A 13,849-nucleotide genomic window follows, 5' to 3' on the forward strand; every position below is an offset into this window, starting at 1 on the left:
TTTCATAGTAGTACTCTACCTTATACTCTGTATCTTCATCGGCTGTCCACTGGGCCACATATACGGCATCTTTCGTTACCGTATCCGCAACCTCAGGCTCCCAGCCTGCGAAGGTGTATCCGGCGTTTCCTGCTGCGGTTCCCGTAAACTCAGGGGTCGCTGCATTGTAATCCAGGTTTTCTGTGGTTTCTGCCTTAAAGGTTCCCTGGGTTCCCGGTTCGTAGGTTACGGTGAACTGCTGTTTAAAGTATACTTTCAGCACCAGGCTTCCGTCTCCGGCGACCGTGCCTTCCAAAATATTCAAGTTATCGGCATTCTCATCAAATGCATATCCGGTCTTAGCCGGAACCAGATCTTCGTCAGCCACCTTTACAGGGGTGTTTGTAAGGGCAAACCGGTCTTCGGATTTATCATCGGCTGTCTGGGAATAAGTTCCCTGTTTCTGATAGAAATATTCCACATGGTATTTCACAGATTCCGGGCTCCAAATGGCTGTATAAACTGCGTCGCTTTCCACAGTTGGCTCAACGGCAGGATCCCATCTTTCAAATCTGTATCCGGGCCTTCCCTCTAAGTTTCCGCCAAATTCCGGTGTGGAATCTCCGTAAGGGATATCACTGTGGACGTCATTTTCAAATATTCCATAAGTTCCCGGTTTATAGGTAACCGTAAATGTCCGTTTAAAATAAAGTTTTAATACCAGGCCTGCTTCACCAATGGTTCCGGCGGTGATGTTGGCTGCATCTTCATCATAAACGTATTTATCCAATACAGGGATCTTATCGGCTGCTGTTACCGCTACGGTTTCACCGAAAACACCACTCCTTGACAGATCTTTATAACTTGTGGTTTCCGGGTAAATACCGTCCTGCTGGTAATAATATTCAACCGTATATCCGATAGCTGCTTTTCTTGTATAATACAGCTTGATGACCAGACTTCCGTCTGCCAGGATTACAGGGCTGTTCACTTCGCTGTCATTCGACCCTTTACGGGAATAGAACTTTGTAGCGTCTTCGTTATACTCAAATCCCGGATAGGTATTCGGCTCATACTCTGCGGTTCTTCCTGTGATTCCGGTTCCTGTGGTCCCTTCTTCTAAACTGTAGGTATCGGCATCCAGATCCTGAATGTAATGTTCAACCCGGTACTGCGTATTGCTGTTTCTCGTATAATAGAGCTTTAATACGGTCGAGCCGTCCGCTTCTACGGTCTCGGAACTTCTGCCGTCCACAATTCCTTCCTGATAGGTGAATCCCAGGTAATCCATTTTATATTCCTTGTCATAAACGGTTTCACCTGTGGTTGCGTATGCAGGTATGCTCTCATAGTATTCGAAATCGTCTGCTGATGCCGCCTGGTCCGCGTCGGCCTTCTGCCAATAGTGTTCCACTGTAATCCGCGTATTATTGGATGGCTTCCAGATCGCATACAGATCCACGTCTTCTTCCGGCATTACAAATACCGGCGCTCTCTGCCCTTCTTCCGGCAGCGGGTATTCAGGGTAACTGCTGTCCGGATTTCTGTCCCAGCCGGTAAATTCATAGCCGTCTCTGACAGGAAGTTTGCTGTAATCAACCGTAACCGTTTCTCCCGCATCATACTGTACGATATCCGGGAAGTAATCAGTTCCTTTATTCGGATGATAAATAACCGAATATTTGGATTTTTCCTGGACGACTCCGTCCACATGCCATGCGTTGCTGGACCACTTGATCACGTACCATCTCACATACTGGGTTTCCGGATCAAAACTGTACCCGGCCTTTTCAGCCGCTGCCTGAATGGTGGCATCCGTAGGAATCTTACCCAGGTTCGCTTCCACGGCATCGAAATCATTGTTTACCCTCATCGCATTTTTAATAGTTCCGGCCATACCCGGCGATTTCGGGAAATAATCCTTTTCCTGGTATTGAGACGGCTCCGCCTGGATCACTCCGTCTTTACGCACGTAATACTGGGCTTTCACGGAGCCCTGGGCTTCCGTATCAATCCACCTTGCATAGAAATAAGTATCTTTTTTCAGTCCGGAATAAGTGATTTCCGGTCCGAATACATCGGTTGCCGATGCGCTTCCCACAACCCAGCCTGCGAATATCTTTTTGTCATTTCGGTTTTTCAAACCAATGGCCGATGCAGAAGGAAGTTCTACCGTACCGTTGGAAGAAATAGGAAGTATATGCGCCAGGCTTTCATCTTCCAGATATCCGCCTTCATTCTTATTGGGATAGAAAACAGCCTGATAAGACCAAACGGCATAATAGGTCGTGTCGTTGTTAACGCTTATAACAGCTCCCGGCAATATCAGGTTATCCCGGCTGGCTGGCCTTAACGACCATCCAAGTAATGCCCTGTCCCCATTGGTAAAGGAAGTTTCTTCCTGGGCCGGCATTACCAGCTTTCCATTTTCCATGGCCTTTTCAAAGGTCTTGGAACCGCTTCCTGTATTTGCATTGAACACCACATTATAAGACCATACTGCATAAAATCTGCTGTCGCTGGCCTTCACTTCCTGGCCTGGGAGGAACTGATTGGTTCTGTCGGTACGGCTCTTAGACCATCCGATTAATGTCTTCTCTCCATTGGTAAAGCCTGCTGCCTGCTGATCGGGCATGATGAATTTACCGTCGGAATTTTCTGCCAGGCAGAAGTCATCCCCTCTGCCTCCATTGGCACTGAAGACAGCTTCATAAGTCCAGACCGCATAATAAACCGTATCCCGCTCCAAGGCCACGGAAGCGCCGGGAAGCAGTAAATTACTGCGGTTTCCGGATGATAAGGACCATCCAAGGAATTGACGTCTTCCATTTTCAAATCCAGTTTCATCAAGTTCCGGCAGTACAACGGTTCCGTCCTGGCCAGCCTGAACATAAAGATCGTTTCCGGTTCCTCCGTTGGCCTTAAATGATGCCGTATAAGACCAAATGGCATAATAATCATTGGAGGCAGCAGCCGACTGGATTGCTTCGCCCGGCTGCAGCAGAGTTTCCTGTCCGCCGCGTTCAGATGACCAGCCGAGGAACTGGCGGCTGCCATTTTCAAACCCTGTGGTTTCCAGATCCGGCATAGTTATGGTATCGCCGTCCACGCCCAGTTTATATGTATCTTTATCGCCGTCGTTTGAATGGAAGGTGATCTTGGTCTGCTGCTTTTCAAACCACAGATATAAGTTCTTTCCTGACAGCTCTCTCCATTTGCTTTCACCGGAGTACCTGTATTCAACCTTTCCGGAATAAGACACGTGAATCTCCGCTACCCGCTTGCTGTCTGCGCTGTATGTGCCGGTGAGCAAAGTTCCTTTATAATCATAATTTTCCAGCAGGTCATCTTCATCCATCACTTTACCGGCAAGTTCTTCCATGGAAATATGGAGACCGGCTCCCCGGTAGTAATCTTCAAAATCTCTGTCCAGTTCATTTCCGATCTGGCCGCCGGTCTGTACATCTTTGGTGATGAGGTTTAATTCAACATCTCTGCTGCCCCAATTCCAGAAAGTCACAACATAAGTTGAAAAATGATCGGTACGGAATGCAACACTGCCCTCTCCGTCGATTCCCGAATCCTGCATCTCCGTCAATCCGGACATTCCTGCGCTGCTCATGAATCTGGCAGCTCTCAACGGCTGGAGATAATAGACTTTAACGTCTTGGCTGTCTGCCAGCTCCGCTTCCAGCCCTTCAAAAATAACATTGACTTTGCCATCCAGTTCATGAATCTCATTTCCGTCCGCATCATACAGCACAATGTCATATGCCTTCATATCCTGAAGCCGCATTTCTTCAGATCCTGCCGCTTCCACCAGATGCCATAACGGCTCTGTGTCCACCGGTTCTGCTACCGCATGATCCACTTCAATTCCCAGTTCCGCGGGAATCTCGATCCGGATGGAAATGTCCTCTCCGGTAACTTCCGTTTCGATCACAGTATCTTCTTCCGGTTCCAAAACAGCCGGAGTTTCAGGAATCAGCGCTTCTTCCGGTAAAAGTTCATCCTCAGAAGCCGTCTGCTCCATCAAACGTTCGAGACTGATCACAAACGCCCTGGCCGTATAGGTTTCATCCAGTTCCACCAGACCGTATACTTTGCCGCCTTTTAATGATCCATAAACTGCCGCCGCTTCTTCATCCTGAATGTCTTCATCTAATATATCTGCGTCTATAATGTCTGCGTCTGTAATATCTGCGTCTGTGGGTTCTTCTGATGATGCCGTAGTTTCTTCCGGTTCTGCGGAACTTGGATCATCGACTGAGATGATGGTTTCCGTTTCCGGTTCGGCCGGCGTTTCCACAGGGTCCGCTGCAGCGTCGGTTTCTTCTGGTAATGCGGTTGTTGGTTCTGCCGCTGATTCTATTGCTGATTCTGCTTTTGTCGGTTCTGCTGCCGATGGTTCCACCGGTTCGGTTATAACCGGTTCCGCAGCCTCCGGTTCTGCTGCCGTCGGTTCCGCAGACGCCGATTCACTTACTGCCGAATCCTGCTTCCGGCTGCTTTCCTCTTCTTCCGTTTTTTCTTCTGCCGGTTCCATCATGGTTTCCAGAGAAGCTGCTACTCTCGGAACGCGATGAACGGACATTGCCACCATTTCACCTTCCGGTTCCACTGCCACATTGTCTTCCAATGAAGCTGCCGCATCCTCTGTTTCTTCCGCAGCTTCTGTCTCTTGGGCCGCTTCCGTTTCTTCAGCTGTTTCCGTCGTAACTTCTTCCGGAATTTCAGCTTCGGTTTCTTCCTCTGCCGATTCCGACGGGCTTTCTTCCGAAACTGCCGCTGTGGTAGTCTCTTCTGCAGCAGCCTCTTCCGCTGAACTCTCTTTTGCTGTTGTTTCTTCCGGTGTTGTCTCCGGTTCCGTTACATGTTCCGTTGATTCCGTTTCAGGAGAAGTCTCTTCTGCTGATGTTTCTTCCGTATCCGGTATCTGTACGCCTTCTGTTGTTTCAGACGGCTGTGTCGTCTCCTCCGTACCGGTTTCCCCCGGTCCCTGAGGCTGGCTTTCCGTTGATTCTTCCGGCAAAGTCACTTCCGGCTCGGTTTCCTCCGGCTTTGTCTCTTCCTCTTTATCAACGATGTCCGCTTCACCTGCAACACGTTCCGTTGCGCTCTCAACAGTGATCACATCCGAGGCATAACCATTCACATTGATCTGAACATTCTTATCTTCAATGGAATAGTTTGCAAAAAGGAAAATGATCTCCTTTTTGTCTCCGTCCACTCTCACAAATGTCCTGAGACCGGTGCCGTCGGCTATCTTATCTCCGCTGTAATTCGAATCAAATTCATAGACCGTACTTCCGCTGCCTCCAAACAGTTTTTTATACTTAGAAGACAGGCTCGATTTCGTCCCCTCTGTAAACAGCAGCGCCGACGGATCAAATTCCTCGCCGTCTTCAATCGCCGCTAAAGCCGCCTCCTGAATCTCATCCCGGTCTAATATAAAGATTGAATCCGGCGTGCGCTTTAACCCCTGCACCGCCTCGGCCGCATATACAATCGATGCTTGATTGGCCACATTGCCGAAAACCATCAGAAATGATAAGATAAATGAAATGATTCTTTTTCTCTGAAACAGGTTTGCCGGCGTTTTTCGTTTTTTACCCTTTTCCATGTCTTTCCTCCTATTTTGCTGAATTTAAAGCATTTTTTCCTTTACTGACCTGTCACCATCCTTTGTTTTGACGTTCAGCGCTCCGTCAATCAGTTTTAGTAATTCCAGAGCACTTCTGAAGCTGGAACACTGCTGGGTTTCAGCCCACATAATATTCCCCTGCCAGGTCGCATTCTGACGGTATTGTACATGAACCACAAATGTGGCCCTGCTTCCCGACTGGCTGATAATGTCCTCTGTTTTCAGCACCTGCATCATCCCTTCTTTCTTCTGAATCCGGTTTGTTTTATCTTTTGCAAAATGCCTCACTGCGGTTGACGCCTGGGGATACCCGATGCGGTCGAACAAATACTCCATTCTGTTTACAAGCTGGCCCAGCTCTTCAAATAAAAAAGGCTGTTTCGAATACTTGTCATACATCCGTCCCACATATCTGCCTCCACCCGCTTTATCAATACAGATGCACAATAAATTGGGAGCGGATACATGAATTTGACTTTTTACCATCCACTCTGCCTCCTTCTGCATCCTATGGATTTATTTTATCATTATGGGTGTTACTCCAAGCGTTACTTCCTTAATGTTTAATGAAATAATTTTAATTTTTCGTAATAAAAAGGACGTTCGAATTGAACGTCCTGTCTTCCTGGATAACGATTAAACTGTCTCTTCCTTTTTCCTGCCTTCTCCCAATCCATATTCTGCCGGTCAGCTCTAATCTTCCCACCCCGAATGAAAATCAGCCAACTGGGCCTGGCTTTCTTGGGAATCCATATCGGCCGCCGAGGTCACGTAGTAGCGGATTTCCACTTTCCGGCCGCTGTATATCATCTCAAACTGCCGGTCAATCCGATCCGTTATGATGGAGCAGGCTTCTATGCAGAGCCCTGTGAGCAGTATGAGAAATTGATTCGGGCTGTATCTTGTGTAAAGATCCCCCCTCCGCAGGGAACGCCCGATAGCCCTGTACAGGTTCTCAACCACCTGTATAAGGCCCTCATCGTCATGATCCAGAGGAATCCCCTTTTTATCAGTCAGCGTACAAAGCATCAGATAAACGGACTGGCCGCTGCGCTCCGTCATCCTGACGATCAGCCGGTAGCTGTCAATAAAGCTGGGATAGCCGCAGTAATAAGCTCCAGACTTTGATTCCTTTTCCTTCAGGCTGCCCTTAACATCCATAATCGCTCCTGCGTCATAATGGATCTGGCCGCACATGGCCCGGAATCTGGCCAGCATTTTCTCAGAAGGCGGCAGCCCCAATTCTTTAAACATCATATTCGTAGCATATTCATAAATACCCAGGGCCTCTTTGTACCGTTTCAGGGCCATCAGACAGTCTATTTGAAGAAGCTGCCATTCCTCAAAAGGATATATTTGAGCCGCCCTGGTACATAATTCCAGCATCTCTTCATACTCTCCACGTGCCTTTAACTGGGAACAAGCTTCCCTCAGACAGGAAAAATACAGTTCCTGATAGCGCACGCTTATGACGGCCACCCACTCCTCAGCCGCCATTAGAGGAAGAAATTCCCCGCAGTACCGTTTGCAGACCGAAACAAGCTGATCCAATCGCCTTTCCTCTTGATTTAAAGCTTCTTCGGCCGATCGTTCAAAACACACCGCGTCAACCACCGTGGTAATATGATCGGGTTTCCAGTAATAAACGCCGTTTTGATACCGTATGTATTCATCCTCAGGCAGCCCTGATTCCGCCAGCAGTTTCCTTAGCCTGAAAATAACCGCTCTTAAACTATTGGCCGGATTCGTTTTTTCTTCCCTTCCATATAACATTGCCAACAGCTTATTTCTGGCAATCCCCTCATCTCCATAATATAGCAGGGCGCTTAAAAGGTGAATGCTTTTATTATTGATATTGCATGCCAGCGTCAGCGGTTTTTCATCAAACAGCAGAGAAAAACCTCCCATCATATTCACATTCAAACAGCCCTGTTTTATCACCGATACATCATTTTCCATAACTCTTCATCATTCCTTTTCCAAAAGGAATGTCCTCTCCCACAAATCTCTTCATCTTTAATTATGTAAGAATCCTGCCAAACGCAATCTTTTTCCATAGGACAGTATATCACATAATTTTATAAAAATCATTTTTTTATGACACATTTCATATTAATATGAAATTATCGCACAACAACGACATTTTGATATATTCACTGCATTTTCACTCCATTCTTCCTTAAAAAGCTGATTGGCAGGTGTGTATAATCAAATCATATATGCAGATACTAAATGAGATTAAGATGTATCATTATCAATTTTGTATCCGTAAATCATTAAGAAGACAGGAGGACGGACTTTTATGGACAAAAAAGGCAGATTTTATATGTGTGAAGAATGTAAGAGCATTGTAGAACTGGTTGAAGGAGAAAAAGCCCCTATTGAATGCTGCGGCGGCAAATTAAAGGAAATAAATCCCAAGAAAAGTGAGGGAGCTGCTGAAAAGCACATCCCTCAGGTCAAAGTAGAAGGAAATGTGGCAACCGTATTGGTGGGCAGCGTTTTCCATCCCATGCAGGACGGACATCATATCGGATGGGTTGCCGTTTACACCAATAAAGGAGTTTACCGGAAAAAGCTGGAAATCGGCAAAGACCCGGTTGTTGAATTCCTGTTGTCCGATGGGGAAAAGATTTCTGCGGTCTATGCGTATTGTAATGAACATGGGATTTGGGAAGCGGATTTGTAGGTTTAGATTCAGAGGGTAGGTTGCTCTGCTTAATAAGAAAAAAGAATCCCCCTGGGAGTTGATACTCTCTGGGGGATTCGTCTGTGTATTTTTAGTATACATTTGTTTTTCTCTGTTGATCTTAGAACTTTCCAGCCTTAGCCGCTTCCTCAATGCTAACCGCAACTGCCACAGTCATACCAACCATCGGGTTATTACCAGCGCCGATCAGACCCATCATCTCAACATGAGCCGGAACGGAAGAAGAACCTGCGAACTGAGCGTCAGAATGCATACGTCCCATAGTATCTGTCATACCATAAGAAGCCGGGCCTGCTGCCATGTTGTCAGGATGAAGGGTACGTCCTGTACCGCCGCCGGAAGCAACTGAGAAGTACTTTTTGCCTTTTTCCATACATTCTTTCTTGTATGTACCTGCAACCGGATGCTGGAAACGTGTTGGGTTGGTGGAGTTGCCTGTGATGGAAACGTCAACGCCTTCCTTCCACATGATGGCAACGCCTTCCGTAACATCGTTAGCGCCGTAGCAGTTAACTTTGGCTCTTAAACCGTCTGAGTAGGATTTTCTCCAGAGTTCTTTCACTTCGCCTGTATAGTAATCCATCTCTGTCTCAACATAGGTAAATCCGTTGATTCTGGAAATGATCTGAGCAGCGTCTTTTCCTAAACCGTTCAAAATAACTCTTAACGGTTTCTGACGAACTTTGTTCGCTTTCTCAGCGATACCGATTGCGCCCTCTGCAGCCGCAAAAGATTCATGGCCTGCTAAGAAGCAGAAGCAGTCTGTTGCTTCTTCCAGAAGCATCTTTCCTAAGTTTCCATGTCCTAAACCAACTTTACGCTGATCTGCAACAGAACCTGGGATACAGAATGACTGAAGTCCTTCACCGATTGCAGCGGCCGCGTCTGCTGCTCTTCTGCAGTCTTTCTTGATTGCGATTGCCGCGCCTACGGTGTAAGCCCACTTTGCATTTTCAAAACAGATTGGCTGAATGCCTTCTACCATCTTATATACATCTAAACCGGCATCCTTTGTGATCTTCTCAGCTTCTTCAATGGATGCGATTCCATAGCTGTTTAATACTTCATTGATTTGTTTGATACGTCTCTCATATGATTCAAATAAAGCCATTAACTTGTCCTCCTACATTATTTGACTATGTATTTTAAATCCGCTTTACACGACTATTCTACACGTGGATCGATGATCTTAACCGCATCTGCAACACGGCCGTACTGGCCTTTTGCTTTTTCGTAAGCAGTTGTAGGATCATCACCTTTCTTGATAAAGTCTGTCATCTTTCCAAGACTTACAAACTGATAACCAATGATCTGATCATCCGCATCAAGAGCGATACCTGTTACATAGCCTTCTGCCATCTCAAGATAACGAGGACCTTTCTTTAAGGTTCCGTACATGGTACCAACCTGGGAACGTAAGCCCTTTCCTAAGTCTTCCAGGCCTGCTCCGATAGGAAGTCCGTCTTCGGAGAATGCGCTCTGTGTTCTTCCGTAAGCGATCTGTAAGAATAATTCTCTCATAGCAGTGTTGATCGCGTCACATACAAGGTCTGTGTTCAATGCTTCTAATACGGTTAAGCCAGGAAGGATTTCCGCTGCCATAGCTGCTGAATGAGTCATACCGGAACAGCCGATTGTCTCAACTAATGCTTCCTGAATAATACCTTCTTTAACGTTAAGGGTTAACTTACAAGCGCCCTGCTGAGGTGCACACCAGCCCACACCGTGTGTTAAACCTGAAATATCTTTTACTTCTTTCGATTTGACCCATTTTGCTTCTTCTGGAATCGGAGCAGCGCCATGATGAACGCCCTGTGCTACTGGGCACATATTTTCTACTTCGTGTGAATAAATCATTGTAAAACTCCTTTCGAATAGTAATAAATTGAGTACTTTGTTAATTTTATCACATCATACTTGGTTTTATTCTCTCATAAAACAACAATTATTTCAAGCTATTTTTTCCAATATCTCAAAGATTTGCGGAATCTCAACGATTTCATAATCAGCCAGACTTCTGTCAAATCCAAAGCGGTCGTCAATCAGGGCCGCAACGGTCATCCCCGCCCTGTGGGCCGCCGTTATCCCTACGGTGGAATCCTCTAAAACCAGGCATTCCTCCACCTCTACCCCCAGTTTCCCGGCTGTAAAACAGTAAATCTCAGGATCCGGTTTGCTCCTCTTAAACATATTTCCACTGATCACTTCTTCAAAATATTTCCGGATTCCATTTGTTTCCAACACATGCTCCACCAGCTCAAGCCCGGTAGAGGAGGCAACCGCCAGTTTATAGCCTTCCGCTTTCAGCCGCTCCAGCACCGGAACCAGCTCCTGACGGAAAATGCTTTTATAATCAACCGTATTGTATACATTCCAGTTCTCCCGGTATTCCTGTCTCAGTTCTTCCCAGCTCTGTCCATTATGTATCGCTCGTTCCAATACCATCCAGGCGTCTTTCGCCGTTCTCCCCACCATAGGATAGAGATCCTTTAATTCCACATCCGGATTCTTTGTCTTCGCATATTCCAATTGATAATTCAGATAAATGATCTCGCTGTCAATTATAACGCCGTCCATATCAAAAATTACTGCTCGCTTCATTTCTGTTCTCCACTCAAATTATACTCTGCTCTTAACTGTCCAAGCTCCTTCAAAATGCCGACGACAATCACGAATGCCAGCACAAAGGTCAGAAGGTCAGCAATGGGCTGCGCCATCTGAAGTCCCAGAATCCCAAAGATTTCCGGAAGAATGATCAGGGACGGGATCAGGAACAATCCCTGTCTCCCCATAGCCACCAAAGATGCCCGGAAACCGTATCCAATGGACTGGGTCAGCATATTAACCATAATAACCCCAGCCTGGAACGGCATGGTGAGAAGCTGAAGCCTGAGTGCCAGCGTGCCTATCTCAATTACTTTTAAATCTTCCCTTCGGAAAGATGTGATAATCGGCCTGCTGAATATAAATGCCACAATACCAAAGCAGGTGAGCATCGTGACAGCGACCTTTACGCAGAACCAGAACGCCTCCAGTACCCTGTCATAGCGTCTCGCACCGAAGTTGAAGCCGCAGACCGGCTGGAATCCCTGGCCAAAACCGATCAGGCTGGAGTTTACAAACATCATGAATCTGGTAACAATGGACATAGCCGCAATCGCCGCGTCCCCGTAAGGTCCCGCCGCATAGTTTAACACAACTGTGGCCACACTTGCAAGCCCCTGTCTGCAGAAAGACGGAAGCCCTGCATGAAGGATTTCACCATACATTTTAAGGGTAGGGGTGAATTTGCTGATTTGGATTTTAATGCAGCCTTCCTGGAAGTTGCACTGATACAGCAGGATGGCGAAACTGATCATCTGGCTCATCATGGTAGCGATGGCGGCCCCCGATATTCCCATATTAAATCCAAAGATCAAAAGCGGATCTAAAATCATGTTTAAAATACCGCCTGTGGTGATTCCCAGCATGGCGAAAAAAGCATTCCCCTGAGCCCTCAGGATATTGTTCATAACAAAAGAAGTCAGCATAAATGGCGCCGCAAACAGGATATACCTTGCGTACTGCTGGGCAAAGGGCGCAATGGTGGGTGTCGCTCCAAGAAAATACACCATCGGTTCCGAAAAAATACTTCCGAAAACCGCAATGAGAACACCGATAATGGCAGCGGTAAAAAATGAGGTGGCAGCAGACCTTCCGGCCGTATCCTCATCCCGGTTCCCCAGCGACCTGGAAATATAGTTGCCGCTGCCCATTCCCAATGTAAAGCCGATGGCCTGGATCATTGCCATGGCTGAAAACATGACCCCAACCGCCCCTGACGCACTGGTTCCGATCTGGCTCACAAAGAACGTATCCGCCATATTATAAATAGAAGTGACCAGCATGCTTATAATCGTAGGTATGGCCAGTTGGGGAATCAGTTTCTTCACCGGTGTTTCAATCATCTGTTTATACCGCTCTTCTTTTGTCAGTGCTTTTTTCATATTATTAATCCTCCATGCCGGAGCGTTTTGATGCGCAAATTTTGCGCTGCGCAGGCACGCGCTGAGAATTTGGCTTCTCGGCTGCGATTCAAATCTGTGGCTCCGACACAAATTTGAGTGTAAAAAATAAGCCATAAGGATTATTTTTTACACTATGATGCCTCTCCTTTTGTTAATTTTTCCATAATCCACAGACAACAGAAGAAAAATACGATCCCCTTTGTCACGCTGCTTATTGTGAGCGCCCACCAGATACCATTTAACCCAAGCGCCGTAGCGCTTAACAGCATGGCAAGCGGAATTCTGGCCGATGTCAGAGTTATGCTGATGATTGAACTCAGATACGTCTTTCCCAAGCCGGACAAGGCCCCTACTGTAGTCAATTCTATGCACATAAACATCTCTGAATATCCGATAATCCTCAGATAATCGATTCCGGCCGGTATGATCTCCGGTTCCCGGATAAAGATTTTAAAGATAGGCCCGGGCAGAAATACTAAAAGGGCGGTACATAAAAGTCCCCACACAAACATAACCCCCACCGAAGTCAAATACCCCTTTTTAACTCTCCCATATTTCTTTCCCCCATAGTTCTGGCCCACAAAGGAATTGATCGCCGCCGCAAAACCGTCCGCGGTCATCCAGGAAATGGATTCGATCTGCCCTCCCACTCTCTGCACCGCTACCGCGGAATCTCCAAATCCGGCTACAAAACGGGTCAATACCATGGAAATGCTGGTGTACAGCAGGTTTTGTATGGCCGCCGGAAGTCCCAGACGGTAGATAGTCGCAATAAATCTTCCGTTGGGCTTTGCGAACAATTTTATCCTATTAAAAATTATGGTATCCTGGCGGACTGCCAACAGGAAAACGAGAAATACTACGATCTGGGCCAGAACAGTTGCAATGGCTGCTCCTGCCACTTCCATTCTCGGAAACGGCCCGATACCAAAAATCAGGACCGGATCCATCACCATATTGATCACAAGACCTACGGCATTGGCCTTAAACGGCGTCTTACTGTCCCCGGTGGCTGTCAGTATCCCAGTAAAGATGCTGTTCATAAAAGGAAAGAAAATAAGGCCGCAGGTGATCTTCAGATAGACCTGAGCGTCAGCCAGGGTTTTCCCGTCCTGCAGACCAAAAAAACCGATCAGTGGTTTTGCCCCGGACACCATGATAAGGGCAAATAAGAGCGCGAACAAAGTTCCCATCTGTATGGCACATTTGGCATATTCCGCCGCATCCTCAGGTTTCCCTTCCCCCAAAGAATGGGCAATCTTGATCTGGCCTCCCATCTTAGGCATGGCGACCACTCCCTGAGAAAGCCACGTGTACATTCCTGCCGCCCCTACGGCAGCAACCGCCTTAGATCCTACTTGTCCGATCCAAGCCATATCCGTCAGATTATATGCCATCTGAACCAGAGAAGTGGCCATAATCGGCAGCGCAAGACCCGTCAGGGAAGAAAAGATATGCCCCTCCAGTAAATCAATATTCTTTTTCATAATAATAAATACCTTTCATAGC

9 protein-coding genes are annotated in these 13,849 nt (G+C 46.9%); 1 reads left to right on the top strand and 8 read right to left on the bottom strand.

All coding sequences use genetic code 11. The features are described 5' to 3' along the window. From GPL15_RS08050 to GPL15_RS08060, 3 genes are all read right to left on the bottom strand, one after another. Positions 1-5,602: InlB B-repeat-containing protein (locus GPL15_RS08050; protein WP_215697786.1), on the bottom strand; the 5,602-nt coding region annotated here is incomplete at its 3' end. Positions 5,603-5,626: 24 nt separating this feature from the next. Next, complete coding sequence (locus tag GPL15_RS27340) at positions 5,627-6,109, bottom strand: hypothetical protein (RefSeq protein ID WP_252198198.1); 483 nt, start codon at positions 6,107-6,109, stop codon at positions 5,627-5,629. A 207-nt stretch (positions 6,110-6,316) separates the two neighbouring features. Continuing rightward, entirely contained in the window at positions 6,317-7,582 is a 1,266-nt protein-coding gene (locus GPL15_RS08060; RefSeq protein ID WP_215697788.1) for a BTAD domain-containing putative transcriptional regulator, read from the bottom strand. Between the two features lie 343 nt (positions 7,583-7,925). Between GPL15_RS08060 and GPL15_RS08065 the strand changes: the two genes are divergently transcribed. Further along, positions 7,926-8,312 (top strand): desulfoferrodoxin family protein, encoded by a 387-nt coding sequence (locus GPL15_RS08065; RefSeq protein WP_215697790.1) that lies wholly within the window; start codon positions 7,926-7,928, stop codon positions 8,310-8,312. A gap of 121 nt (positions 8,313-8,433) precedes the next feature. Here the strand turns inward: GPL15_RS08065 and GPL15_RS08070 are convergent, their stop codons facing one another. The 5 genes from GPL15_RS08070 to GPL15_RS08090 form a co-directional block, all read right to left on the bottom strand. After that, positions 8,434-9,444: a GGGtGRT protein gene (locus GPL15_RS08070; protein WP_215697792.1), complete on the bottom strand. Its 1,011-nt coding sequence runs from the start codon at positions 9,442-9,444 to the stop codon at positions 8,434-8,436. Between the two features lie 53 nt (positions 9,445-9,497). After that, the gene (locus GPL15_RS08075) at positions 9,498-10,190 is read right to left on the bottom strand and encodes a hypothetical protein (RefSeq protein ID WP_103229197.1); all 693 of its coding nucleotides are present in this window, start codon (positions 10,188-10,190) and stop codon (positions 9,498-9,500) included. A gap of 93 nt (positions 10,191-10,283) precedes the next feature. Beyond that, positions 10,284-10,934, bottom strand: a complete 651-nt coding sequence (locus tag GPL15_RS08080) for an HAD family phosphatase (RefSeq protein WP_215697794.1) — start codon at positions 10,932-10,934, stop codon at positions 10,284-10,286. Continuing rightward, complete coding sequence (locus tag GPL15_RS08085; protein ID WP_215697796.1) at positions 10,931-12,319, bottom strand: MATE family efflux transporter; 1,389 nt, start codon at positions 12,317-12,319, stop codon at positions 10,931-10,933. The genes GPL15_RS08080 and GPL15_RS08085 overlap by 4 nt, the downstream gene beginning before the upstream one ends. 152 nt (positions 12,320-12,471) lie before the next feature. Beyond that, positions 12,472-13,827: an MATE family efflux transporter gene (locus GPL15_RS08090; RefSeq protein WP_215697797.1), complete on the bottom strand. Its 1,356-nt coding sequence runs from the start codon at positions 13,825-13,827 to the stop codon at positions 12,472-12,474. Positions 13,828-13,849 lie beyond the last annotated feature (22 nt).

Source organism: Clostridium sp. MCC353, assembly GCF_018785315.1.
Taxonomy (GTDB): Bacteria; Bacillota; Clostridia; order Lachnospirales; family Lachnospiraceae; genus CHH4-2.